Raw genomic sequence first — 22,744 nt, 5'->3', positions numbered from 1 at the left:
CATCGTAGATGTCGGATCTACCGAAGATCGCGGGCGGTTCGGCGCACCGAGCGCCCGGCCAGCACGTCCGTCCGGCGCCCGTCGCGCAGGACGAACCGCCCGTCGATCAGGACGTGCGGGAGACCGGTCGGCAGCGCGCGGGGCTGCTCGTACGTGGACCCGGCCGCGACGGTGTCCGGGTCGAAGAGGACGAGGTCGGCGCGGTACCCGACGCGGACCAGGCCGCGGTCGGGCAGCCGCAGGCGGGCGGCCGGGCGGCCGGCCAGGTGCGCCACGCACTCCTCCAGGGAGAGCAGGCCGAGTTCGCGGACGTAGTGGCCGAGGTAGTGGGGGAAGGTGCCGTAGGCGCGCGGGTGCGGTTTCGCGCCTTGCAGGATGCCGTCGGAGCCGCCGGTGTGGACGCGATGGCGCATGATCGCCCGGACGTTCTCCTCGTCCCCGACGTGCTGGAGGATCGTCGGCGCGAGCCGGTCCTCCAGCAGGAGCCGGCGGGCGCTCTCCCAGCCGTCCAGGCGCCTGCCGACGTACGCGCCGTGGGCGGGGTCCGCCGTGCCCGAGATCTCGATCGTCGACCAGTCGACGGGGACGCCGTGACAGCCGTCGGCGCCCTCGACCTCCAGCGCGTGGCGGATCCGCTCGGCCTGGACGTCGTCCCGCAACCGGGCCAGGACCGCCTCCGGGCCGCCCTCGTTCGCCCAGCTCGGGAGCAGGGCGACGAGGGTGGTGCAGCCGGGGGTGTACGGGTAGCTGTCGAGGGTGATGTCGGCGCCCTCGGCCAGGGCCGCGTCGAGCAGGGCGAGCAACTCGGGCGCCCGGCCGCGGTTCTCGCCGAAGTTCATGGTGGCGTGCGCGAGGTGCAGGGCGCAGCCGGCCTCCCGGGCGAGGGAGACCATCTCGGCGTAGGCGGCCAGGGCTCCGTGGCCGTAACTGCGGTGATGTGGGCAGTAGTAGCCGCCGTACCGGGCCACGACCCGGCACAGCTCGGTCAGTTCGGACCCGGTGGCGTACATGCCGGGGGTGTAGGTGAGGCCGGAGGACAGGCCGACGGCGCCCTGGGCCAGGCCGTCGGCGACGAGCCGGCGCATGCGGTCCAGCTCGGCCCCGGTCGCGGGCCGGTCCGCCCAGCCGAGGGCGTACGCGCGGACCGTGCCCTGGGGGATCAGGTAGGCGGCGTTGACGGCGATGCCCTCACCGCCGAAGCCGCGGTCCAGCCGGTCGAGGTACTCGCCGACCGTGCGCCAGTCGAAGTCGATGTCGTCGCCGGGGCCGTTCCAGCCGGCGATGGCGGCCCCCACCTCGCCGAGGGTGCGGTCGTCGACGGGCGCGTACGACAGGCCGTCCTGGCCGAGGACTTCGAGGGTCACGCCCTGCGCGGCCTTCGCGCTGTGGTCCGGGTCGCGGAGCAGCGCGAGGTCGCTGTGGGCGTGCATGTCCACGAAGCCCGGGGCGAGGGCGAGGCCGTGCGCGTCCACGGTCTCGCGGGCCCCGGACAGCCTGCCGATCTCGGCGATCCGGCCCCCGTGGATCCCGACGTCGGCCGTGTACGAGGGCCCGCCCGTGCCGTCGACGACGCGGGCCCCCCGGATGACCAGGTCCACCGGCTGGCGCCTAGAAGAAGGTGCGCACGTAGTCGGTGACGGCGCCGTCGGCCTCCACGACCGGGATCAGCGGCCACTTCTCGAAGATCGTGCAGGGGTGGGACATGCCGAGCGCCACCCAGTCGCCGACCTGCACGTCCTCGGCCGAATCGGTCTCCAGCCAGGCGTGCTGGTCGGACAGTTTGACCACGCGGACGCCCGCGGCGGGGCGCTCCTCGCCGGTGAGGGAATCACGGACCAGCTCGGCCTCGGGCAGGCCCAGGTCGTAGGCGATGTCGCGCTTGCCCGCGTTGACGAAGGCCTGGGTGGGGGAGGGGCGGGAGACGACCTGGGTCCACAGCCGGAACGCGGGACGCAGGCCACCCTCCTCCGGATGCCGGTTGAAGGGGGTCAGCCGGGTGTACCAGCCGTGGTCGTGGGAGACGTACGCGCCGGAGCGCAGCAGCTTGAGGACGGGGCGGGAGAGCTCCGGGAGGTCGGCGAAGACATCGGCGACGGCGTCGAACCAGGCCGATCCGCCGGCGCTGACGACGATCTCGTCGAGGTCCGCGGGGAAGCGGCCCGCCTTGTCGAACTCGACGGCCAGCGCGGTGAGCCGGCGCAGGTACGCGTGGACGGACTCGGGGTCGGCGCCCGGCACCTCGGCCTCGTAGCCGGCGATGCCGACGAGGCGCAGGGTGGTGGTGGCGGCGACGGCGTCGGCGACGGCGCGGCAGTCCTCGTCGGTACGGGCCCCGGTACGGGCGCCCTCGCCGGCGCCGAGCTCGACGACGACGTCGATGCGGGCGGCCGGGGTCCGGCCCTGGAGGGCGCGGTCCATGAGCTCGACCCCGCGCACGGAGTCGACGTAGCAGACGAAGTGGAAGCCGGGATCGGCGGCGAGCTCGTCGGCGACCCAGCGCAGGGCGGCGGGATCGACGAGCTCGTTCGCGAGGAAGATCCGCTCGATGCCGAAGGCGCGGTAGACGCGGGCCTGGTGGGGGACGGCGGCGGTGATGCCCCACGCGCCGTACTCCAGCTGGCGTCGGAAGAGCTGCGGGGACATGCAGGTCTTGCCGTGCGGGGCGAAGGCCAGGTCGTGCCGGGCGGCGTAGGCGCCGAGCGCGGCGAGGTTGTGCTCCAGCGCGGCCGCGTCGAGGGTCAGGACGGGGGTGGTGAAGCCGCCGGTGTACAGATCCCGGCGCTCGGCGGCGAGCCGGCCGACGGTGAGCCCGTGCGTCTGGGCGTCCGGGGGGAGGCCCTTGAACCGGTGGTCGACCGGCTCGTCGGCGAGGTCCTTGACGGGGTCGCTGTCGCTGGCCATGCGGGGTGCCTCCCGGGGGGTTGCGTGTGGTGCAACGGTCGTTGCGTATACCGCTCCACGCTGTCTAACATCCCGGGTGACGACGGGTCAACGTGCGGCGCCGCTGCGGGGGCTCCGCCCCCGAACCCCCGCGCCTCGAACGCGGCGGGGCTTGATGTGGCCGCGGCCGCGGACGAAGGCTCGGGCCGGCACGAAGTCAGCCCCGCCGGCGTTTGAGGCGCGGGTTCGGGCGGAGCCCGGGCGCCGGCGGAGCCGGTGGTGCAGTGACCGTACGAGAGGACGAGGTATGAGCCAGTCCGTGGAACGGGCACTCGCGGTGCTGCCGCTGCTCGCGAAGGGCCCGGCCGGCCTCGGCGAGGTCGCCGACGAGCTCGGCGTGCACAAGAGCACCGCGCTCCGCCTCCTGCGCACCCTGCACGAGCACGGCTTCGTCTACCGCCGCCCCGACGGCCGTTACCGCCTCGGCGCGCGGCTGTTCGCCCTCGCCGCCGAGGCCATCGAGAACCTGGACGTCCGGGAGATCGCGCACCCCTACCTCGTCGAGCTGAACCGGGCCACCGGTCACACCGTTCACCTCGCCCTCCATCAGGACGACGAGGTCGTGTACGTCGACAAGGTCGACAGCCGCTACCCGGTCCGCATGTACTCCCGCATCGGCAGGCCCGTGCCCCTCACGGTCGCCGCCGTGGCCAAGCTGCTCCTCGCCGACCTGCCCGAGGCCGAGCTCCGGGCCCTCGCCGACCGGATCGAGTACCCCCGCTACACCGCCCGCTCCACCCCGGACGCGGCGGCCTTCCTGCGCGAACTGGACCTCGTACGGGCGCAGGGCTGGGCCACCGATCTCGGTGGGCACGAGGAGGCGATCAACTGCCTCGGGGCGCCCGTGCACGGGCCGGACGGGCGGGTCGTCGCGGCGCTGTCGGTCTCCGCGCCCGGCGTGGTGATCCCCGCCGAGGGGCTGCTCGCACTGCTGCCGCAGGTGCTGCGTACCGCCGAAGCCATCAGCCAGGACTACTCAGGAACCCAGGAGAGCACGTGAGCGAGAAGATCGCCGTCACGCCCGACACCCACACCACCCCGCCCGCGAAGTTCTCGCACGGAGTGCGGAAGGGGAACATCCTCCAGGTCGCCGGTCAGGTCGGCTTCCTCCCGCACGTCGAGGGGCAGCCGCCCACCCCCGCCGGTCCGACCCTGCGCGAGCAGACCCTCCAGACGCTGGAGAACGTCCGTTCCGTCCTGGAGGCGGGCGGTGCGAGCTGGGACGACGTGATGATGATCCGCGTCTACCTCACCGACACCGGGCACTTCGCCGAGATGAACGGCATCTACAACGCCTACTTCGAGGAGCAGGGCCTGAAGGAGGCCCCCGCCGCCCGCACCACCGTGTACGTGGGCCTGCCGGCCGGGCTGCTCGTCGAGATCGACGCCCTCGCCGTCCTCGGCTGACGCGCGGGCGGGGCGCCCCCCTGGCGGTGGGGCGCCCCCTTTCACACGGTCACGTGCCGCACGAGGTCACGGCGTCGCGCAGTACTGGGCTTCCTTGCCGATCGAGCGGTACATGCAGTCCGCGTTCTCCAGCAGCTGGAGCACCGCGTCCTTGTTGCGCGCGGTCTCGCGGTCGATGACCTCGTCCGGCGGGTAGAAACCGCCGCCGCCGCTCTCCGGGTACATCTCGAAGGTGTAGGAGAAGATCTTCTGGTTGCCCCACAGCCAGTCGTCGATCGTCCCGTCCGTGATGTACAGGTCGCTCGACTGCTCCGGCGTGTAGCCGTTGCTCGCCGCCATGCTGGTGCCGATCTTCTTGTAGACGGCGAGGTCGTCGGCGGTCAGGCCCGGGGCGGTGTCGTTGTAGGTGTAGCCGAAGGGCCACAGGACGAGCTCGCTGTAGGTGTGGAAGTCGATGGCGGCCTTGATCTGCTGCTTGCCGCCGACGACCCGGCTGCGGACGAAGTCCGCGACGACCTTCACCTCGGGCGCCGATTCGGCGGAGGCGCCCCGGTAGGTCTCGGAGCTCTTGCTGCCGCTGGAGCCGCCGCAGCAGCCGAACTTGTAGTTCCAGTTGCGGTTCTCGTCCGTGCCGACGTAGGAGGAGCCGGCGTTCGGCTGCCGGTTCTTGCGCCAGGAGCGGTAGGAGCCGGTGGCGATGTCGTACTCGCCGCCGTCCGGGTTGAGGTCCGGGACGATCCAGATCTCGCGGCCGTTGACCGCGCCCGTGACCCGGGAGTCGCTGCCGTACTTGGAGGTGAACTCCTTGAGCAGGTACAGGGCCATCTCGACGGTCAGGTGCTCGCGCGCGTGCTGGTGGGCGGTGAAGAGCACCTCGGGCTCGGCCTCGTCCGTCGCGACGTTGTCGCTGATCTTGATGGCGAACATGTCCCGGCCCTGGTACGACTTCCCGATCACCCGCTTGCTCGCGATCGCGGGGTACTGGGCGACGAGCTGGTTGATCTCGGCCGTCGCCTCGGCGTAGTTGTGGTACTTCGAGTCCGCCGAGGGGAAGTCCATGGGGCTCGCCGCGATGCCGGGCAGCGAGCGGTCCGGGGGGCCGGGCAGGGCGGTCAGCTTGTAGCCGAGCGCCTTCAGCTTCTTCGCCTGCATGGTGTCGGCGCTGACCACGACGGTGTGGTCGTCCACCTCGTCGATCGAGACGCCCGTGCGGAGCAGGGCGGTGCGGTCGGCGGCGGTGGAGGGGCCGTGGATCCGGTACTGGACGATCGCCTCGTCCTGGGTGGCGGTGGAAGGGGTGGGCGGAGGGGAAGCCGTCGCGCTCATGCCGTAGGCGGGTGCGCCCAGCGCGAGCGCCAACAGGGCCGCCGTGACGGTGGCCCTTCGGCGGGAATGGAGCCGCATGCAGTCTCCTGGGTGGGGAGTGTGGGGGTAGCCGTGCGGACGCGCACAGCGTGCTCTCGTGGCATGTCCCGGTCAAGGACCCGCTGTGTCGGCCGAACCGATTCCGGCCACCCCCACACGTACCGCCTACGGGAGCCCGTGGACCTTGGGACCCACCGAGTTCGACCAAGCACTACCCGCCTTGGCGTCCCAGTTGGTCGACCAGGTCATCGCACCGCGCAGACCCGGGTAGGTCTTCGACGGCTTGAAGGAGCCGCAGTTCGTCCCCCGGGTCAGGCAGTCCAGGGCGTTGTTCACGACGGTCGGGGACACGTAGCCGCTGCCGGCTCCGCTGGGTGAGGCCGGGACACCGATGCCCACCTGCGAGGGGTCGAGGCCGCCCTCCAGCTGGATGCAGGCGAGCGCGGTGAGGAAGTCCACCGAGCCCTGGGAGTAGACCTTGCCGTCGCAGCCGTTCATCGAGCCGCTGTTGTAGTACTGCATGTTGACGACGGTGAGGATGTCCTTGATGTTCAGCGCCGTCTTGAAGTAGCCGCCCTGCGTGGACTGCATGTCGATCGTCTGCGGCGCCATGGTGATGACGAGCGAGGAGCCGACCTTCGACGACAGCGAGCGCAGGGCCTGCGTCATGTAGGTGGGGTTCAGGCCGTTCTCGAGGTCGATGTCGATGCCGGTGAACCCGTACTCCTGCATCAGGGCGTACGCGGAGTTCGCGAGGTTGTTCGCGGAGGCCGAGTCGTTGACCGAGATGGTCCCCTTCTCGCCGCCGATCGAGAGGATGACCGACTTGCCGGCCGCCTTCTTCGCGGCGATGTCGGCCTTGAACTGGGCCACCGTGTAGCCGCCGAGGCCGGCCGAGTCGAGGTTGAAGGTGATGGCGCCGGGCGTGGTGGTGGCGTCGGCGAAGGAGACGGCGATGATGTCGTACTGCGCCGAGACGTCGGAGATCTTCTGGACCGTCGCGCCGTTGTCGAAGTTCTGCCAGTAGCCGGTCAGGGCGTGCTTGGGAACGGCCGGGCCGGGGCCCGGACCCGGGTCGGTGCCGGTGGTGGTGCCCGTCACCGGGGCGGACTTCGGGCCCTCGCCCGCCGCGTTGTACGCGCTCACCTGGAAGGAGTACGAGGTCGAGGCCGTGAGCCCGGTGATCTGGGTGGAGGCGCCGCCGGTCACCGTTTTGACGCGGACGCCGTCCTGATACACGTAATAGCCGGTGGCCGAGCCGACCGCGTTCCACGAAAGGGTGAGGGCGTTCGCGCTCTGGCCGGAAACGGCCGCGCCGGCCGGGGCCCCGGGGACCGACGGGCCGGGGTCGGTGCCGCCCCCGCCGTCCGGCCCGAAGACGCTGAACTCGTCGACGACGTAGGCCGGCTGGCCGTACCAGCCGTGCGTGTACACGGTGACCTGGGTGGTGCTGGGGCCGGTGGTGAAGGTGGTGGAGAGCTTCTGCCAGCCGGCGCCCGACCCGGGCGTCCAGGTCGAGACGTCCTGGGTGCCGGTCCCGGTCGCGCCGAGATGGACGTAGCTGCCCTGGACCTGCGTGCTCAGCGTGTACGTCGAGTTCGGCTTGACCGTGACGGTCTGGCTGCAGCGGGCGTTGTCCTGGCCCGCCGGGGTGGCCTTCAGGGCGCCCGATCCGGCGTACACGGGGGAGGAGACGGAGGTGCCGGTTCCGCCAGTGCAGGACCAGTTGGCCAGACCCGACTCGAAGCCGCCGTTGCGGGCGACGTTCACGTCGGCGGCCTGTGCGGTACCGGCGGCGAGGGCGGACAGCGCGCCCGCGGTCAGGGTGACGGCGATGGGGAGGGCGAGGGAGCGTATGCGGTTCACGTGGGCTCCGGTGGGGGGAGGAAAGGGGGTGTGGGACGACGCGGACCGAGTGGGGTGGGTCCGCGTCGAGGCGTTGGCTGACAAGTTGGTCCAGACCAATCCCCGTGTCAAGGGTCTTCGCGATGTGGCTTGAAATGGCCCGCTATGCGATCCCTGTTGTCCGGGTTTCCGCCACCTGTGACACGTGCTGGTAGCACGGGAATCTTCAAGGCCCTGCCCCGCCAGGGGTGACGCGGATATGGTGCTGGAGCAAGGGGGGAGCGGGTCGATCGGATGCGGTCGCGCAGTGCGGGCGCGGACGCGGGAAGTCCGTGACGACTCCGCGTCGAGTCCGCGTCAGGTCCGTGTCGAGCGCGCGTCGGGCACGTGAAGTGCCCGCGGCGGGCGGGACGTACGGGGTGTACGTGGGGGAACGGGGGAATGCGCGTGCCGACCGCCATCGCTGTCACCAGCGCCGATCTGGTACTTCCGGCCCCTGACCGGCACACGCCCGGGGCCGCCCTGCTGCACCCGCCCGAGCAGCTCGACCTGGAGGCCGCGCTCGCCGAGACGGGCGCCCTGCTGGAGCGGCACGGCCACATCGTGGCCCTCGTGCCGCCCTGGCTCCCGCGCTCCACCGTCCAGCGGCTGCACACCGTACGCGCCATCCTGGAAACCGACCGGATCGCGCTCCTCGGCATCGATCTCCCGCCGCTGGGAACGGCCCTGCTGGCACGTCAGCTGCGCCAGCTCAGCGTCTGCGACTTCAGTCCCGGAATCATCGCGTCCGCGGCCCGGCTGCTGTCCCACTACATCTACGCGGGCGCCCTGCTGGGCTCGGTCGCCAAACTCGACCGGGTCCGGGTACCGGTCGGCCTCGGGGCGCACGCCAGGTCCTGGTCGCCGAGCGCGCAGTTCGCCGTCATGGCCCACCCGAAACCGCACCTCGCGAAGCTGAGCGGCGGCTCCCAGGGCGCGCACGGCCCCCGCGGCGGCGTACTGCCGGCCGGGCCCGAGTTCGCCACGCACCTCACCTTCGCCCGCGGCCAGCTCACCTCCGACTGGGTCACGGCCGAACTGGCCCCCGCCTGGCAGGTCCAGGGCGTCCTGGAGAACCCGCTACCGGCCTCGTCCCCCGGCTGGTGGGGCACCCCGAAACTCGTCGAGTTCGCCGCCGGTATCCCCGACCTGTCCGTGCTCTACCAACTGGTCGCCTCGGTCCGCCGGGAGGAGTGCCGCTGGTGCGGCCTCGAACTCATCGGCGACCGCTGCGGCTTCTGCGCGGCGCCGCTCACCGCACCGCCGCCGCCCGCGCCCGCGAGCACCGCCCGTTCCAGATCCTGATCTTTCGAACGCACGAATGAATGAAGAACGGCGAGGTAGGTAAGGCCCATGAACTCACGCCAGCGCCGCGGCGTCATCCTGCTGCTCCTGTCGGTCCTGTGCGCACTGGGGGCCTTCGCCGGGGTCCTCGTGGTGATCGGCGACGTCAACTCCAAGGTCGGCGCCGAGGTCGTCGCCTACCGGGCCAAGGGCGACATAGCCCCGTACAGCCCGCTGTCGGCCGGGCAGTTCGAGGAGGTCCGGATCCCCGAGCGGTGGCTCTCCGACACCGCCGTCTCCGACCTCGGCGCGCTCAAGGACAAGATCGCGCTCACCACGCTGAAGAAGGGCTCGCTGCTCCAGGCGGACATGTTCGTCGACCGGCCGCAGCTGCAGCCCGGTGAGCAGGAGATCGCCATCATGATCGACGCGGCCACGGGCGTGGCCGGCAAGATCACCTCCGGCGCCAAGGTCAACATCCTCGCCACCTTCAAGGGCGCCAAGGACACCGACCCCTCGCGGTCGGTGATCATCGTCGCCAACGCCCGGGTCCTGGGCGTCGGCAAACTCACCGCCCTGGACAAGGACAGCGACCGCAAGGGCCCGGCCGAGGCCGTTCCGATCACCTTCGCCCTGAGCACCAAGGACACCCAGCGCGTCGCGTACGCCGAGTCCTTCGCGGAACACGTACGCCTGGCCCTGGTGGCCCCCGGCACCGATTCGGCGCCCGCCCCGGGCGACCGCACGTACACCCTCGACGGGGACAGGTGAGGCCCGGATGACCACCCGAATCCTCCCCGCGGTCGGCGACCCGGACGCCGCGCGCGCCATCGTGACCCTGCTCAGCCAGCTCCCGGCCGCCGAGCCGGCCGCCCCCGTCCCGGACGCGACCACGCTCCTGGACACCCTCGCCCGCCTCGCTGCCGAGTCCATCGACGAACTCCCCGAGGTCGTCCTCGTCCACGAGCGGATCGGCCCGGTCCCCGCCCTGGAACTCATCCGGGAGGTCGCCCTGCGCTTCCCGGCGGTGGGCGTCGTCCTGGTCTCCTCGGACGCCGGCCCCGGACTCTTCTCCGCCGCCATGGACTCGGGCGCCCGCGGCCTGATCGGACTCCCGCTCTCCTACGAGGAACTCGCCGCCCGCGTGCAGGCCGCCGCCCAGTGGTCCGTGGGCGTACGCCGGCACCTGGGCGGGGGCGCCGCCGCCGACGTCTTCACCGGTCCGGGCGGGCGGGTCGTCACCGTCACCGGAGCCAAGGGCGGCGTGGGCACCACCTTCACCGCCGTGCAGTTCGCGCTGGCCGCGGCCGCCTCGGGGCGGCGTACCGCACTGGTCGACCTGGACCTGCAGGCGGGCGACGTGGGTTCGTACCTCGACGTGCAGTTCCGCCGCTCGGTCGCCGACCTCGCAGGGATCCAGGACATCTCCCCGCGGGTCCTCCAGGACGCCGTCTACGACGACGCCTCGGGCCTGGCGCTGCTGCTGGCCCCGGCGGACGGGGAGCGGGGCGAGGAGGTCGACGACCGGGCCGCCCGGCACATCGTCGGAGCCCTGCGCAGCCGCTACGAACTCGTCGTCGTCGACTGCGGGACCCAGGTCACCGGGGCCAACGCGGCGGCCGTGGAGATGGCGGACGTGGCGGTGCTGGTCACCACCCCGGACGTGGTCGCGGTCCGGGCGGCGAAGCGGATGGTCCGGATGTGGGAACGGCTCCAGGTGCGCAAGGCGGAGGACACGGCGATGGTCGTGAACCGCTGGAGCAAGCACACCGAGATCCAGCCCGCCCTGATCGAGAAGATCACCAAGACCCGCGCCACCCGCACCCCGGTCCCGGCCGCCTTCAAGGAACTCCAGGCCGTGGTCGACGCGGGCCGCGTCCAGGACCTCGACAACCGCTCGACGGTCAAAGCGGCCCTGTGGACCCTGGCCGGCGAACTCGGCCTCCTCTCGACCCCGGCCCCCACCCCGACAACAGCCTCCACCACCGCCCCGGGCGCCTCGCTGGCGGTCCGCGCCTCGGGCCCGGTGGCCCGCCTGCGCCGCGGCCGGGAGGGCTGACGGATGCCGGCCCGCAGACCGGGGCGCGGGGACCGGGGCCAGGTGGCGATCGAGTTCGTGGGCACGGTGCCGCTGATCCTGCTGCTGGTGGCGGCGGTGTGGGAGTGCGTACTGATCGGCTACGCCTTCTCCCTGGCGGGCAACGCGGCGGACGAGGCGGCGCGGGCGGGGGCGGTGAAGGGGGGCGCGGCGTGCGCCGCGGCCGCGAAGGAGCACATCGGGGAGGCGTGGGACCTGGAGGTGGATTGCGGCACGTCCGGGGACATCTACCGGGCGAAGGTCAGTCTGGGCGTTCCGATCCTCTTCCCGGGCCTCAGCTTCGACCGGATCGAAGGTACCGGCGGCGCGGCGTTGGAGAAGGAGGCCAAGTGACATGAAGCGACGCTTCCGCTCCGACCGGGGTCAAGTGGCCCTCGAATACATCGGCTTCGTGCCCATCCTGCTGTTCGTCGCGCTCTGCGGGATCCAGCTCGGGTGGGTGGCGTACGTCCACGAGCAGGCGGACACGGCGGCGCGCACGGCGGCACGGGTGGAGGCCCAGCACCCGGGCCGTGGCGTGGCGGCGGGCGCGGCGGCCGTCAGGGAAGGCCTCGGAGTTTTCGTCGAGGTGAGCACGACGGAGGACGCCGTCACCGCCGTCGCCACCATCCAGATCAACTCGATCATCCCCGGGCTGAACCCTGACCCGGCGAAGGCGACCGCCACCATGCCCAACGACGACCCGAAGGTGACCGGACCATGAGCCTGCGTTCCCGGGTCAACACACCGGACGAACACCACAACTCGCGCGAGGACGGCCGGCTGGTCTCCTCCTACCGCGCGAAGCTGCTGGAGGAGATCGACCTCGCCGAGATGTCCGCGCTCGCGCCCGCCGAGCGCCGGGCGCGCCTGGAACGCGTACTCGGCCACATCATCAGCCGCGAGGGTCCCGTCCTCTCCACGGTCGAGCGCGCCCAGCTGATCCGCCGCGTGGTCGACGAGGCCCTCGGCCTCGGCGTCCTCGAACCTCTCCTCGAAGACGCCTCGATCTCCGAGATCATGGTCAACGGCCCCGACCACATCTACGTGGAGCGCGCCGGCCGGGTCGAACAGCTTCCCATCCGCTTCGCCTCGCACGAGCAGCTGATGCAGACCATCGAGCGCATCGTCTCCACCGTCAACCGGCGCGTGGACGAAGCCAATCCGATGGTCGACGCACGCCTGCCCAGCGGCGAGCGCGTCAACGTCATCATCCCGCCGCTCTCCCTGACCGGCGCCACCCTCACGATCCGCCGCTTCCCGCGCGCCTTCACCCTGCACGAGATGATCGCCCTCGGCTCGCTCGACGAGCAGATGCTCCTGCTCCTTTCGGGCCTGGTCGCGGCGAAGATGAACGTGATCGTCTCCGGGGCCACCGGCACCGGCAAGACCACTCTCCTGAACGCTCTCTCCGGTCTGATCCCGGAGGGCGAACGCATCATCACCATCGAGGACTCGGCCGAACTCCAGCTCCAGCAGGCGCACGTCATCCGCCTCGAATCCCGCCCGCCGAACGTGGAGGGCAAGGGGCAGATCACCATCCGCGACCTCGTACGCAACTCCCTGCGTATGCGCCCCGACCGCATCATCGTCGGCGAGGTCCGCGGCGGTGAGACGCTCGACATGCTCCAGGCGATGTCCACCGGCCACGACGGCTCCCTGGCCACCGTCCACGCCAACAGCTCCTCCGAAGCGCTGATGCGCCTGCAGACCCTCGCCTCCATGTCGGATGTCGAGATCCCGTTCGAGGCGCTGCAGGACCAGATCAACAGTGCGGTGAACGTCATCGTCCAGCTCACCCGCTTCGGCGACGGCTCGCGCCGCATCACCGAGATCTCCGCCCTGGAATCGCACGGCCGTGAACCCTTCCGGATCACCACGGTGTGCCGGTTCGGGGCGCAGCCGATGGGCGCGGACGGACGGGTGCACGGCTACTTCGAGTACTACCCGCTGCCGCGCCGGATCGCGGAACGCCTCTACATGAACAACCAGCCCATCCCGCAGGCCTTCGGCGTCGCGCCGGAAGACCCCCTGACCGCCCGCATCACCCGGACCGCCCTGTGAACCCACTCATCCTCACCACCCTCGGCGCCACGCTGCTCGCCTGCGTACTCGTCGTCGCCGGACTCCAGGCGTACCTCGCCGGGCGCGCCCAGCGGGCCGCGCTGATCGAACGGCTCTCGGCGAGCGGCATGCCGGAGCCCTTGGGACGGAGGCGCCGTTTCCGGACCGTCGACCGGCGGCTGCGCAAGACGAAGCTCGGCCGCCGCATCGAGCTGAAGCTCGCGACCACCGGCCTGGACCTCACCCCCGGCGAGTTCTTCGTCTACATGCTGGGGTCGATCGCGGGAGTGTGGCTCATCGCGTCCTCCCTCCTCGCGCCGTTCTTCGGCCCGGTGGCAGGTGCGATCGGCGTCTGGGCGGCGAACGCCTTCCTCAACTGGCAGCGTGCGCGGCGTACGGAGCGCTTCATCAACCAGCTCCCCGACCTGGCTCGCATCCTCGCCAACGCCACCCAGGCCGGCCTGGCCCTGCGTACGGCGATCGGGATCGCGGCCGAGGAGCTGGAGGCCCCGGCGGGTGAGGAACTGGCACGCGTCGCGAATCGCCTCGCCGTGGGCCACTCCATCGACGAATCCCTGGGTGAACTCACCGAACGCCTCCCGTCCCGGGAACTCGTCGTCCTGGTCTCCACCCTGGTCCTGTCGGCCCGGGCGGGCGGCGCGATCGTGGACAGCCTGCGCAATCTGACGGTGACGCTGGAGCAGCGCAAGGAGACCCGTCGCGAGATCCGCACCCAGCTGTCCCAGGTGACGGTGACGGCCTACCTCGTGCCGTCCATCGGCCTCGGCTCGCTGCTGCTGGTCGACCTGATGATGCCGGGCGCGCTGGACAGGATGACGGGCGCGTTCATCGGCCAGACGGCCGTGCTGGTAGCCCTCGGCCTCTTCGCCCTGGGCTTCGTCCTCATCCGCCGCCTGTCGAAGATCGACGTGTGAGGGGGCGGACAGGAGGATGATCGGACTCCTTCTCGCACTGGCCGTGGCTCTGTCGGTCCTTGGCGCGTTCCACGGCATCCGCCTGTACCGCGCGGACGTGAAGCTGCCCACGGACCTCGCGCTCGCCCTGGAGGTCGGAGCCACCCGTACGACGGCGGTCGGATCCCTGGTGGACCGGATGGGCATCCGCTGGGCCCCGGCCGTGCTGCGCCTGATGGGGCCGGCGCGGGTGGCCCGCAAGCGCCGCCAGATCGACATGGCGGGCAACCCGGCCGGTCTGACGATCGACCGGTACGCGGCACGACGGGCGGTGTACGGGGCCCTGGGCGCGCTCGGTGCCTTCTCGATGCTGATCAACGGGCAGCTGGTCGCAGCTCTGCTGATGGTGGCCTTCGGGCTGTTCTGGATCGAGGCCGGCCTGTGGTCGGCGATCCGGGTCCGCCGCGACCACATCGAGCGGACCTTGCCGGACTTCCTGGACGTGCTCGCGGTCGTCGTCAGCGCCGGGCTGGGCTTCAGGCAGGCGCTGGAGCGGGTGGCGGACAAGTACGAAGGCCCCTGGGCCGACGAGATCCGCATCACGCTGCAGCAGATGAACATGGGCGTCAGCCGCCGTCAGGCCTTCGACGAGCTGCGGCGCCGCAACGACAGCGAACAGGTCGCGCAGTTCGTGACGGCCCTCCAGCAGGGTGAGGAGCTCGGCTCTCCGATCGTGGAGACGCTGATCGCGATCGCCGAGGACATGCGCCGTACGGATGCCCAGAACGCCCGCCGCCGCGCGGCCCGGGCCGTCCCGAAGGCGACGTTCGCCGTGACCATGTTCATGCTGCCCGGCACGCTGATCCTGCTGGTCTGCGGCTTCGTCTACGGCGCGAACGTAGACTTCGGCGCGCTCTTCGGGGGTGGCTGAGCGATGGCACGGCTGAGCGTGCTCATCGCGGACGGCAACCCGGTCATCAGGGCAGGCCTGGCGGCCCTGCTTCGTACGGCCGAGGACCTCGACGTCATCGCCCAGGCGGCGGACGGGCGCGAAGCACTGAGCCTGACCCGCCGGCACGCCCCGGACGTGATCCTGCTGGACGTCCGGATGCCGGGCGTGGACGGAATCTCGGCACTGCCGCACCTGGTACAGCTGGCCCCCGTACTGATGCTGACGTACAGCAGGGAAGCCGAAATCATCTGCGAGGCACTGCTGTTGGGTGCCGGCGGTTACCTCGTGCACGGTGAGTTCACGACGGACGACCTGCTCCGGGCGGTAAGGGATGCCCCGCTGGGCCGTCCCCACTTCACCCCGACGGCTGCGAGCGCGCTCCTCACGGAACTCCGGTCCTCTTCGCATCCGCAACGAGTTGTGGCACAGTCTTCTGAGCGGATGCACAACTCTGTTGTCTTCGGGCTGAGTTCCCGGGAGGTGGAGATCATGGATCTGATCGCGTCCGGGATGAGCAATCAGCAGATCGCAGCCGCCTGCTTCATCAGCGAGAAGACGGTGAAGAACCACATCAACCGCATCTTCGCGAAGCTCCAGAGCGCCACTCGCAGCGAGGCGATAGCCCGCTGGCTGGGAACCGCCCGTCCAGGAGTGACCGGTCATGGGTAGACAGAGTGCGCAGTGGGTCCGTAATTGGGCCCCGGGACCCTTGGTGACGACTGGTGACTCGCCGTACCGTCCGGAGATCGAAACCGGTACCGGCCCGGGAGGGAACCCCCATGTCACAGAACACGCTGCTGAAGGCCGCCGTGGAGGCACGGATCAGGGTGAACGGCTGGGCGGACACGGCCGTGACGAGGCTCGGCAAGCGCCACGCGAACCTCGACCGCGGCCAGACCGCATTCGAATACCTGGGCATCATCCTGGTGGTGGTCGTCATCGTCGGAGCGATCGTCGGTTCCGGGATCGGCTCGGAGATCACCAAGCGGATCAAGGAAGCGGTTACGAACATCAAAGCCGGCTAGTGGATCTCCGTAGGAGGGGGGCGCGTGACCAAGGGCAGGCTTTTCCTGTCTACGTGGTGATGGTCGCGGGCTTGCTCTTTGCCGCGCTCGCCCTTTTCGCCATCGGCCAGGCGTCGGTCACCCGTAGTGATGCGCAAGGCGCCGCGGATGCTGCCGCCCTGGCTGCTGGGCGTGAGGCCAGGGACACGGTGCTGCTGGGCCTCGACCTCACCTCGGTGAAGGCTGCTGACTGGAGCAGGATCGTCGATGGGGGGCTGTTCAAGGTCGGTGAAGCCTGCGCGGCGGCAGAAGCATTCGCTGCGAAGAACGATGCAGAGGCAACGGCATGTGAGCCTGCTCCACCCCGATTCACGATCACGGTGAAGACCGAGAGAACGGTGGGTGAGTCGGTGGTTCCTGAGACCGGAAGCATGCACGGAACCGCGACAGCCACCGCGTTGATCGAACCGAAATGCCATCTCGGCACTGTTTCCGCGCCGAGCCCAACACCTACCACTTCATCGGGGGCCAGTTCGCCATCCCCTACTCCTACGCCGACTCCGTCAATGGTGAGCTTCAGCTGCGGCGGGGAGCTGGTCAAACTGGATCCGCTGGCGCCCGGATCGCTCAGCGCTTTGACCAGAAAGCTGTTCAGCGTTCGACTCGTCGACTAACAGGAATTCAGAGACAAGGAAGCGTTCGTAGATGAGCATTCGGCGCATGGTGAAGGTCCGTGGGGGACTGGTCGTTGCGGGTACGGCGGTCATGGCTCTTGCGCTGGCCGGGTGTGGTGGCGATGGCGACGGCAACAAGCCGAGCGGTCGGCAGTCCTCGGCGTCGCAGCCTCAGAAAGCGGGATCTCAGGACCCTGCGCCGAGCGCCAGCCAAGGCTCGGAGTCGACCGAAGTCATCGCCACTCTGAACGGACAGGCTGGCATGAATCTGGTGATCAACTCGGTACGACGAGATCCGGGTGGCTTCCTTACCGTATCGGGGCAGATCAAGAACACGGGTAGCCAGTCCTACAAGGACACCGTTGCCTGGCGCGGGATCGAACTCAAGGGGACTGGGGAGTCGGTCGCCGGTGCAACGCTGGTCGACAAGGTCGGTAAGAAGCGCTATTACGTGCTTCGTGACACGGAATCCAGGTGTTTGTGCACGACTGGCGTGTCGAGTGTCGACCCCGGCCAAGTGGTCCCCTTCTTCGCTCAGTTCCCAGCCCCGCCGACTTCTACCAGCGAGGTGGAGTTCAGTCTTCCGACCTTCGCCACGGCCACTGTAAAGATTTCTGGGTGACCTCATGACCACACGACAGCAAGCAGCCGCAACTGCCATAGTGTCTGCACTTGTTATCGCCGGGGCGCACCTCGTTGGAGCGACCACCGCCCACGCCGACGACGTGAAGCCGTCCGTGCCTCCTGGTACGGAGCCTTCTGCCTCCACGCCCGTGGCGATCGACTCGAACTCGCCCGGGCTCAAGATTCCGCAAGGCGGGACGCTCGCACCCGTCAAGGTGCTCGACATCGCTGAAGTCGTCGAAGACCTCGGTGGGGAGCAGCGGCGGCAGGAGACCAATCAGACCGTCATGATGGCGCTCCAGTCCGAGGTGTTGTTCCCCGAGGACAGCGCTGTGTTCAACGCGCAGGCGGCCGCGCGGATCCAAGCCATCGCCAACGAGATCAATCAGTCGAAGGCGACCCGCATCCGGGTGTTCGGGTTCACCGACGACCAGGGGAGCTACGAGCACGGTAAGGAGCTGTCCAAGCAGCGTGCTGATGCCGTGCAGGGCGAGTTGGCGAAGACCGTCACCGATCCGAACGTCGTCTTCGACGTGCGCGGCTACAGCGAGGACTACCCGATCGCCGACAACAGCACCGAGGAAGGCCGTAAGAAGAACCGGCGCGTCGAGATCACCTTCCCGCGTGGCGCAGGTGGTGGCTAGGGGGACCGAGCCTGGGCGTACGGCTTGCGCCGGGCCGGCACTCGCGTCCGGAGGTGCTTGCGTCGTGCCGCGAGGCCACGCTCTCCTCAGTCGACGCCCTTGACGTAGACGCGGCTCTTCTGGTCGTCGAGCCGCGTCACCGCGACGTGGAGTTGGTCGACGCCGTCCTTGCAAGGGGCGCAGACCTGGGCTTTGCGGATGTCCGGCAGGGAGTCGGGCTCGGGGAGGCCGAGCTGCGTGAAGCCCGGTTCGGACTCTCCGGCGAACGGCGTCTTCCTGGGCTGCACCGGCTGCTCCGGCTTCAGCCGGGTCAGGAAGGCGTCCACGTCGCCGGTGGGCACGGTGAAGGCGAGGAGCAGGCCGTCGTTCTGGAAGTGTCGTTGCTGAGCGGCCTGGGCGTCGCTCGCCGTCGTCGGCAACTGGAGGCGCAGCCGCTGTACGACGCCCTCGACCGTGGTTCCCTCGACCCATTCCGGCTGCGGGCGCTCCGGCGTGCGGCTGCTGCTCCTGCTGCCGCCGTCCACGGCGTCCGTCGTTCCAGTGCAGCCGGCGCCGAGCCCCACGAGCACCGTGAGGGAGGCGCACAGGAGGACCGACCGTGCCGGTCGTCGGTTGCCGGTCACCGGGCGGCCGTGTTGCGACCGATGTCCTTGCGCGTTCCCTCGCGCCCGGTCTCCATGGGATCGGGCCACGCGCTGTCCGAGCTCAGGTCGTGCCGTTGCACCGAGCTGCTTCCCCTCATGTCGAATTCCCTGGCCTGCCCGGTGCTGTGGAAGCGAGCCATGTCTGCGTCCGTCACCGTGGTGGGGCCGATGGGGGTGGCCTTGACCGCATCCCAGTTGTAGCGGTCCCACACGTTGACCTGGTAGTCGATGCTGACCTGCGGCTGCCCGTCCGGGCCGGGGACCGCCGTCACCACCCCGGTGGTGTTCGTCATGGCGCTGCCCACCGCGAGGTACCAGTTCCGGTTCCCGCCGTCGACGTGCTGGTATCCCTGGCCGGAGGTTTCCACGGGGATGGCGACGGGCTTGCCGCCGGACCTCTCGAAGGCCTCCAGCGCTTGGCGGCGCCACTCGCCTTCCTCATCGGCGCGCACGCCCGCCGTCACGTCCCGTAGGTTCTGGTCGTCGTTCAGCATCCTGTCGACATCCAGGTCGAGGGTCTTTCCACTCCCGTTCAGGTAGTGGTCCATGTGGCGGGCGGCATCCGTTTTGCCCATGAAGTCTCCACTGTTGGAGATCCCGCGGGCCACGACCTCGTTCCAGTAGTCAGCCGCTCCCGGCGACACGACGTTGTAGCGTCCCGCTCCGTCGTCCGCCGCCACTCGCTTGACCTGCGGCGTCAGCAGCCCGGCCGCCAAGAGGTCATCCTTGTGGCTCTGCCACATCTGTCCCCGCGCCTCGGGGCCCAGCGACTGCCACAACCGCCGAAGTTCCTTCTGCTGCCTGTCGTTGGCGTCTTCGCCCAAGGCGGCCAGCTTCAAGGCCCGCGGCAGCATGTCCTGGTCGAGTGAGGTGTACACGGCGTGGCCTGGCTGGTTCGGGTCGTTGCCGTGGACGGCGCGCAGCGCCCGTACGGCCGAGGCGTCGACCTCGGTGGCGTGCGTGACGATGTCGGTGAGGGTATCCGCGTACCACCGCATCAGGTCGATCTTGCGCTGGCCGCGCTCGACCTCGCACACCAGGGCCTCGGAGATCACCACGGCGCCGCCCTGGCCGCCGGATACGGTGAGGCCTTCGTCGTTGGCGGAGGCGGTGAGGTCCTTGGCCCGCTGTTGCAGGTTCTTCAGCTCGGCGTGCGCGTCATCGAGTACGGCGCAGATGCTTTTCGCCTCGACGCCGAGGTCACCGAACTCCTTCACGGTCTTGTCGACGAAACCGCGGGTGACAGCGGCGTTGGCGCCCTCCCAGCGGGCGCTGTCCGCCTTCTTCTTCAGCCCGTCACGCGCCTCCCCGCCGAGCTGCTGAAGGTCTCCGGACATCTTCTTCCAGTCGGTGACCGCGGTACCGAGCTTGGCGAGGTCCACTTCCATCAGTTGGGCGTAGTTCATACCTGTTCCCTACTTGAAGTACTCGGCTATGCGCGAAACAGGCACTGCTGAGCCGTCCCGGTTCCGCAGCGATGCCGCGATCGCCGCATCGTCCTGGGCGTGCGCCTTCTTCGAGAAGTCCAGGTGGTTCGAGATATGGGCGCAAGCTTGCAGCACCGACTTGACCTGCGAGGTCCACACCGATACCGCCGTTGTCAGCTCAGCCCCCAGCTCGAAGCCGCTGGACTTCAAAGCGGCGGCGGCTTGCATTGTCGACCCGGCCCCCGCGCCGTTGGCACCGGCTCCCGCGATGTCCGCCTGCTTCGCCAACCGGCCGTGCAGGCCGAACGCCTCGTGGCCCACCCCGCCCAGGTCGTCCTGGTGCACGACGAGATCGGCCTGTCCGCCCGAACCGGGCCCGCCGGGCGCTTGGTTGAGCCGCATGGACACCTGTTGCTGGGCAGCCACGTCCGCTTTCGCGCTGTCCCACTCGTCCCAAGCCATCAGACCGTTCCCCCTGAACCCCGACCGACCACATCGTCCTGCGCCGGCGCCGTGTCGTGCGACGAGACCTCCGTCGAAGTCCTTGTGGCCGCCCGTTCCTTGCCGAGCGTCACAGATCGGCCCCTAATGTGCAGCACAGAAGCGTTCACTGTAACAACGAGTTACAGCCGGCACAGTCGTTCGTCCCATCAACTCCCTTGAAGGGGGCGCTGTTGTCGCGGCCAACGGAGCCGGGCGTGGGTGCTCAGCCGGTTCGTGGCCGCCCCCGGAGGCGGCCGCGGGAGGCTTCCACGATCGTGCCGAGGACGAGCGACTGGATCAGTACGCACAGGACGAGCTCGGTGATGAACAGCCACGTCGCCGGCCGGCCGTCGCCGAGGGTCGCGCCGTGGATCAGCGTCACGAAGAGGAACAGCGGGAACGCGCACAGGGCGGGCAGCACCCAGACGAAACCGGGGTCCGGGGCGAACAGTGTGACGGCCGACGCGTAGACCACGGCGGCGCCTACGAGGCCCAGGTAGATCAGCGAAGCGGGGTTCGCGAAGGTCAGGCGGGCGAGTGTGCGTGCGGTCATCGGTTCCCCCGGGGTGTGCGGACTCCCTCCATGATCGGGAGTGTTCCGGGGCGCGAGGGATCCGGCCCCTCCCCTGTCGGGGCCGGATCCGTGCCCCCGCTCAGCCGAACTGGCCCGGCTGGTAGTCGCCCGCCGGCTGCTGGACGATCACGTTCATCCGGTTGTAGGCGTTGATCAGGGCGATCAGCGACACCAGTGCGGCCAGCTGGTCCTCGTCGTAGTGCTTGGCGGCCTCCGCCCAGGCCTCGTCCGTGACGCCGCCGGCCGCGTCGGCGATGCGCGTGCCCTGCTCGGTCAGCTCCAGGGCCGCCCGCTCGGCGTCGGTGAACACCTTCGCCTCGCGCCACGCCGCGACCAGGTTGAGCCGGATCGGGTCCTCCCCGGCGTGCGAGGCGTCCTTGAAGTGCATGTCGGTGCAGAATCCGCACCCGTTGATCTGGCTGGCCCTGAGCTTCACCAGCTCCTGTGTGGCGTGCGGCAGGGTCGAGTCCGAGATGACCTTGCCCGCGGAGTTGATGTACCGGCCGAACTTGTTCGCGACCGCGTTGCCGAAGAAGTTGAGACGGGCTTCCATGGTGATCTCCTTGCCGTGCCGACGGTTACACAGCTCTGACGGAAATCGCGGCCCGGATGTGACAGCCGACCGAAGCGAATGAATGTGACCTGCGTCACTCCATCAGGAGGAGTTCGGCGATCTCGCGGGCGCAGCGAGCCGGCTCCGGGCCGGGGGTGAGGGTGGCGACCGTCGTGGCCCCCTCGGTCAGGATCAGGAGCCGGTCGGCGAGGGCCGGGTCGGCGTCAGGGGTCAGTTCGGCCAGCAGGGTGCGGAGCTCCGCCTTGTGGACGCGGACGACGTCCGGGGCCGCCGCGCCCAGCTCTCCGTAAGCGTTGAGGAACGCGCAGCCCCGGAAGTCGGGCTCGGTGAACCAGTCCGCCAGCCAGTCGAAGACCGCGAGCACCCGCGCCCGCGGCTCCGCCGGGGCCAGGGCGGCCGCGCGCAGGGAGGTCAGCCAGCGTCGGTCGCGGCGTTCCAGGTAGGCGGTGACCAGGGATTCCTTCGCCGGGAAGAGCCGGTACAGGCGCTTGAGGGGGACTCCGGACGCGGTGCGGATCCGGTCCATGCCGACGGCCTGGATGCCGTGCCGGTAGAACAGCTCCTCCGCCGCGTCCAGGAGTCGGGTGCGGGCCTCTTCGTCGTCCATGCGGGCAGCGTAGTCCAGATCGACCTTGCGCGGAGAACGCTCGTTCTCTATCGTCCCTCTCATCGAGAACGATCGTTCTCCATGTCGAGAGGTGACCGTCATGACCGACGCCCCCGCCGTACGACCGCCCCTACCGCCCTTCACCGAGGAGTCGGCGCGCATCAAGGTCCAGGCCGCCGAGGACGCCTGGAACAGCCGCGATCCCGAGCGCGTCGCCCTCGCCTACACCGAGGACTCGGTCTGGCGGAACCGCGACCGCTTCCTCACCGGCCGCGCCGAGATCCGCGCGTTCCTGGCCGACAAGTGGGAGCGCGAGCTCGACTACCGACTCCGCAAGGAGCTGTGGGCGTTCACGGGCAACCGCATCTCCGTCCGCTTCGAGTACGAGTGGCACGACGCCACCGGTCAGTGGTGGCGCAGCCACGGCAACGAGCAGTGGGAGTTCGACGGCAACGGCCTGATGAGGCGCCGCGAGGCGAGCGTCAACGACGTCCCGATCACCGCCGAGGACCGCCGGCTGGTCTGAGTCCGGCCCGCTCTGCCCGGCCCCCTTCATCCGGGCCCCCTCCACCCGGGCCCCCTCCATCCGCCCCCCTCCGCCC

At 70.0% G+C, this 22,744-nt stretch carries 26 protein-coding genes; 16 read left to right on the top strand and 10 right to left on the bottom strand.

The window, feature by feature from the left end:
* Positions 1 to 17: 17 nt before the first annotated feature.
* Both ACWG52_RS14295 and ACWG52_RS14290 read right to left on the bottom strand, forming a co-directional pair.
* Positions 18 to 1,598 (bottom strand): N-acyl-D-amino-acid deacylase family protein, encoded by a 1,581-nt coding sequence (locus tag ACWG52_RS14295; RefSeq protein WP_390166156.1) that lies wholly within the window; start codon positions 1,596 to 1,598, stop codon positions 18 to 20.
* Between the two features lie 10 nt (positions 1,599 to 1,608).
* Positions 1,609 to 2,901: an alanine racemase gene (locus ACWG52_RS14290; RefSeq protein ID WP_453128869.1), complete on the bottom strand. Its 1,293-nt coding sequence runs from the start codon at positions 2,899 to 2,901 to the stop codon at positions 1,609 to 1,611.
* 286 nt (positions 2,902 to 3,187) lie between these two features.
* Here ACWG52_RS14290 and ACWG52_RS14285 point away from each other — a divergent pair, with 286 nt between their 5' ends.
* Both ACWG52_RS14285 and ACWG52_RS14280 read left to right on the top strand, forming a co-directional pair.
* Positions 3,188 to 3,940, top strand: coding sequence for an IclR family transcriptional regulator (locus tag ACWG52_RS14285; RefSeq protein ID WP_389807488.1), 753 nt, complete (start codon positions 3,188 to 3,190; stop codon positions 3,938 to 3,940).
* Positions 3,937 to 4,347: a RidA family protein gene (locus tag ACWG52_RS14280; protein WP_033218338.1), complete on the top strand. Its 411-nt coding sequence runs from the start codon at positions 3,937 to 3,939 to the stop codon at positions 4,345 to 4,347. The genes ACWG52_RS14285 and ACWG52_RS14280 overlap by 4 nt, the downstream gene beginning before the upstream one ends.
* A gap of 66 nt (positions 4,348 to 4,413) precedes the next feature.
* Here the strand turns inward: ACWG52_RS14280 and ACWG52_RS14275 are convergent, their stop codons facing one another.
* Both ACWG52_RS14275 and ACWG52_RS14270 read right to left on the bottom strand, forming a co-directional pair.
* Positions 4,414 to 5,751 (bottom strand): M14 family metallopeptidase, encoded by a 1,338-nt coding sequence (locus ACWG52_RS14275; protein WP_389807486.1) that lies wholly within the window; start codon positions 5,749 to 5,751, stop codon positions 4,414 to 4,416.
* Positions 5,752 to 5,877: 126 nt separating this feature from the next.
* The gene (locus ACWG52_RS14270) at positions 5,878 to 7,578 is read right to left on the bottom strand and encodes a chitinase (protein WP_389807484.1); all 1,701 of its coding nucleotides are present in this window, start codon (positions 7,576 to 7,578) and stop codon (positions 5,878 to 5,880) included.
* 420 nt (positions 7,579 to 7,998) lie between these two features.
* Between ACWG52_RS14270 and ACWG52_RS14265 the strand changes: the two genes are divergently transcribed.
* The 13 genes from ACWG52_RS14265 (at position 7,999) to ACWG52_RS14205 (ending at position 17,833) form a co-directional block, all read left to right on the top strand.
* The gene (locus tag ACWG52_RS14265) at positions 7,999 to 8,901 is read left to right on the top strand and encodes a hypothetical protein (RefSeq protein WP_389807482.1); all 903 of its coding nucleotides are present in this window, start codon (positions 7,999 to 8,001) and stop codon (positions 8,899 to 8,901) included.
* 48 nt (positions 8,902 to 8,949) lie between these two features.
* Positions 8,950 to 9,651, top strand: a complete 702-nt coding sequence (gene cpaB / locus ACWG52_RS14260) for a Flp pilus assembly protein CpaB (protein ID WP_033218340.1) — start codon at positions 8,950 to 8,952, stop codon at positions 9,649 to 9,651.
* A gap of 7 nt (positions 9,652 to 9,658) precedes the next feature.
* A complete protein-coding gene (locus tag ACWG52_RS14255) occupies positions 9,659 to 10,939 on the top strand; it encodes an AAA family ATPase (RefSeq protein ID WP_390140533.1) in 1,281 nt (426 codons plus the stop codon).
* 3 nt (positions 10,940 to 10,942) lie between these two features.
* Positions 10,943 to 11,311 carry a TadE/TadG family type IV pilus assembly protein gene (locus ACWG52_RS14250; RefSeq protein ID WP_390140535.1) on the top strand — a complete coding sequence of 123 codons (369 nt, stop codon included), beginning with the start codon at positions 10,943 to 10,945 and terminating at the stop codon, positions 11,309 to 11,311.
* 1 nt (position 11,312) lies between these two features.
* On the top strand, positions 11,313 to 11,681 hold the full coding sequence (locus ACWG52_RS14245; protein ID WP_390140537.1) for a TadE/TadG family type IV pilus assembly protein: 369 nt from the start codon (positions 11,313 to 11,315) through the stop codon (positions 11,679 to 11,681).
* Positions 11,678 to 13,021: a CpaF family protein gene (locus tag ACWG52_RS14240; RefSeq protein ID WP_371593348.1), complete on the top strand. Its 1,344-nt coding sequence runs from the start codon at positions 11,678 to 11,680 to the stop codon at positions 13,019 to 13,021. The genes ACWG52_RS14245 and ACWG52_RS14240 overlap by 4 nt, the downstream gene beginning before the upstream one ends.
* The gene (locus tag ACWG52_RS14235) at positions 13,018 to 13,956 is read left to right on the top strand and encodes a type II secretion system F family protein (protein ID WP_453128865.1); all 939 of its coding nucleotides are present in this window, start codon (positions 13,018 to 13,020) and stop codon (positions 13,954 to 13,956) included. Before ACWG52_RS14240 ends, ACWG52_RS14235 begins: the two co-directional genes overlap by 4 nt.
* Positions 13,957 to 13,975: 19 nt before the next feature.
* A complete protein-coding gene (locus ACWG52_RS14230) occupies positions 13,976 to 14,866 on the top strand; it encodes a DUF5936 domain-containing protein (protein ID WP_266353438.1) in 891 nt (296 codons plus the stop codon).
* 3 nt (positions 14,867 to 14,869) lie between these two features.
* On the top strand, positions 14,870 to 15,556 hold the full coding sequence (locus ACWG52_RS14225) for a response regulator (protein WP_390166160.1): 687 nt from the start codon (positions 14,870 to 14,872) through the stop codon (positions 15,554 to 15,556).
* 110 nt (positions 15,557 to 15,666) lie between these two features.
* A complete protein-coding gene (locus tag ACWG52_RS14220) occupies positions 15,667 to 15,912 on the top strand; it encodes a hypothetical protein (protein WP_453128863.1) in 246 nt (81 codons plus the stop codon).
* A complete protein-coding gene (locus ACWG52_RS14215; protein ID WP_453128862.1) occupies positions 15,912 to 16,565 on the top strand; it encodes a pilus assembly protein TadG-related protein in 654 nt (217 codons plus the stop codon). The genes ACWG52_RS14220 and ACWG52_RS14215 overlap by 1 nt, the downstream gene beginning before the upstream one ends.
* Positions 16,566 to 16,596: 31 nt before the next feature.
* The gene (locus ACWG52_RS14210; RefSeq protein ID WP_453128860.1) at positions 16,597 to 17,187 is read left to right on the top strand and encodes a hypothetical protein; all 591 of its coding nucleotides are present in this window, start codon (positions 16,597 to 16,599) and stop codon (positions 17,185 to 17,187) included.
* Positions 17,188 to 17,338: 151 nt separating this feature from the next.
* Positions 17,339 to 17,833 carry an OmpA family protein gene (locus ACWG52_RS14205; RefSeq protein ID WP_453128858.1) on the top strand — a complete coding sequence of 165 codons (495 nt, stop codon included), beginning with the start codon at positions 17,339 to 17,341 and terminating at the stop codon, positions 17,831 to 17,833.
* An 86-nt stretch (positions 17,834 to 17,919) separates the two neighbouring features.
* Here ACWG52_RS14205 and ACWG52_RS14200 read toward each other — a convergent pair whose 3' ends face one another.
* The 6 genes from ACWG52_RS14200 to ACWG52_RS14175 all read right to left on the bottom strand — a co-directional run bounded on the left by ACWG52_RS14200 (position 17,920) and on the right by ACWG52_RS14175 (position 22,142).
* Positions 17,920 to 18,456, bottom strand: a complete 537-nt coding sequence (locus ACWG52_RS14200) for a hypothetical protein (protein WP_390140547.1) — start codon at positions 18,454 to 18,456, stop codon at positions 17,920 to 17,922.
* Positions 18,453 to 19,883: a hypothetical protein gene (locus ACWG52_RS14195; protein ID WP_453128856.1), complete on the bottom strand. Its 1,431-nt coding sequence runs from the start codon at positions 19,881 to 19,883 to the stop codon at positions 18,453 to 18,455. The genes ACWG52_RS14200 and ACWG52_RS14195 overlap by 4 nt, the downstream gene beginning before the upstream one ends.
* 9 nt (positions 19,884 to 19,892) lie before the next feature.
* Positions 19,893 to 20,366 carry a hypothetical protein gene (locus tag ACWG52_RS14190; protein ID WP_390140551.1) on the bottom strand — a complete coding sequence of 158 codons (474 nt, stop codon included), beginning with the start codon at positions 20,364 to 20,366 and terminating at the stop codon, positions 19,893 to 19,895.
* Positions 20,367 to 20,610: 244 nt separating this feature from the next.
* Positions 20,611 to 20,940, bottom strand: a complete 330-nt coding sequence (locus ACWG52_RS14185) for an SCO4225 family membrane protein (RefSeq protein WP_453128855.1) — start codon at positions 20,938 to 20,940, stop codon at positions 20,611 to 20,613.
* Between the two features lie 100 nt (positions 20,941 to 21,040).
* On the bottom strand, positions 21,041 to 21,514 hold the full coding sequence (locus tag ACWG52_RS14180) for a carboxymuconolactone decarboxylase family protein (protein WP_389807465.1): 474 nt from the start codon (positions 21,512 to 21,514) through the stop codon (positions 21,041 to 21,043).
* A gap of 94 nt (positions 21,515 to 21,608) precedes the next feature.
* Positions 21,609 to 22,142, bottom strand: a complete 534-nt coding sequence (locus ACWG52_RS14175; RefSeq protein WP_389807463.1) for a TetR/AcrR family transcriptional regulator — start codon at positions 22,140 to 22,142, stop codon at positions 21,609 to 21,611.
* A gap of 100 nt (positions 22,143 to 22,242) precedes the next feature.
* On the opposite strand from ACWG52_RS14175, the gene ACWG52_RS14170 reads away from it, so the two are divergent.
* Positions 22,243 to 22,668 carry a nuclear transport factor 2 family protein gene (locus ACWG52_RS14170; protein WP_389807461.1) on the top strand — a complete coding sequence of 142 codons (426 nt, stop codon included), beginning with the start codon at positions 22,243 to 22,245 and terminating at the stop codon, positions 22,666 to 22,668.
* The last annotated feature ends 76 nt before the right edge of the window (positions 22,669 to 22,744 follow it).

This window comes from Streptomyces sp. CLCI03, from assembly GCF_053615355.1.
Note: the sequence above shows the minus strand (reverse complement) of the source record. Positions and strands in the feature narration are given on the sequence as shown.

Excerpts from the sequence above, each read along its gene's own strand:
- ACWG52_RS14290 (WP_453128869.1), bottom strand. The coding sequence starts at position 2,901 with ATGGCCAGCGACAGCGACCCCGTCAAGGACCTCGCCGACGAGCCGGTC.
- ACWG52_RS14285 (WP_389807488.1), top strand. The coding sequence starts at position 3,188 with ATGAGCCAGTCCGTGGAACGGGCACTCGCGGTGCTGCCGCTGCTCGCG.
- ACWG52_RS14275 (WP_389807486.1), bottom strand. The coding sequence starts at position 5,751 with ATGCGGCTCCATTCCCGCCGAAGGGCCACCGTCACGGCGGCCCTGTTG.
- ACWG52_RS14265 (WP_389807482.1), top strand. The coding sequence starts at position 7,999 with ATGCGCGTGCCGACCGCCATCGCTGTCACCAGCGCCGATCTGGTACTT.
- cpaB (WP_033218340.1), top strand. The coding sequence starts at position 8,950 with ATGAACTCACGCCAGCGCCGCGGCGTCATCCTGCTGCTCCTGTCGGTC.
- ACWG52_RS14255 (WP_390140533.1), top strand. The coding sequence starts at position 9,659 with ATGACCACCCGAATCCTCCCCGCGGTCGGCGACCCGGACGCCGCGCGC.
- ACWG52_RS14250 (WP_390140535.1), top strand. The coding sequence starts at position 10,943 with ATGCCGGCCCGCAGACCGGGGCGCGGGGACCGGGGCCAGGTGGCGATC.
- ACWG52_RS14245 (WP_390140537.1), top strand. The coding sequence starts at position 11,313 with ATGAAGCGACGCTTCCGCTCCGACCGGGGTCAAGTGGCCCTCGAATAC.
- ACWG52_RS14240 (WP_371593348.1), top strand. The coding sequence starts at position 11,678 with ATGAGCCTGCGTTCCCGGGTCAACACACCGGACGAACACCACAACTCG.
- ACWG52_RS14225 (WP_390166160.1), top strand. The coding sequence starts at position 14,870 with ATGGCACGGCTGAGCGTGCTCATCGCGGACGGCAACCCGGTCATCAGG.
- ACWG52_RS14220 (WP_453128863.1), top strand. The coding sequence starts at position 15,667 with ATGTCACAGAACACGCTGCTGAAGGCCGCCGTGGAGGCACGGATCAGG.
- ACWG52_RS14210 (WP_453128860.1), top strand. The coding sequence starts at position 16,597 with ATGAGCATTCGGCGCATGGTGAAGGTCCGTGGGGGACTGGTCGTTGCG.
- ACWG52_RS14195 (WP_453128856.1), bottom strand. The coding sequence starts at position 19,883 with ATGAACTACGCCCAACTGATGGAAGTGGACCTCGCCAAGCTCGGTACC.
- ACWG52_RS14190 (WP_390140551.1), bottom strand. The coding sequence starts at position 20,366 with ATGGCTTGGGACGAGTGGGACAGCGCGAAAGCGGACGTGGCTGCCCAG.
- ACWG52_RS14185 (WP_453128855.1), bottom strand. The coding sequence starts at position 20,940 with ATGACCGCACGCACACTCGCCCGCCTGACCTTCGCGAACCCCGCTTCG.
- ACWG52_RS14180 (WP_389807465.1), bottom strand. The coding sequence starts at position 21,514 with ATGGAAGCCCGTCTCAACTTCTTCGGCAACGCGGTCGCGAACAAGTTC.
- ACWG52_RS14175 (WP_389807463.1), bottom strand. The coding sequence starts at position 22,142 with ATGGACGACGAAGAGGCCCGCACCCGACTCCTGGACGCGGCGGAGGAG.
- ACWG52_RS14170 (WP_389807461.1), top strand. The coding sequence starts at position 22,243 with ATGACCGACGCCCCCGCCGTACGACCGCCCCTACCGCCCTTCACCGAG.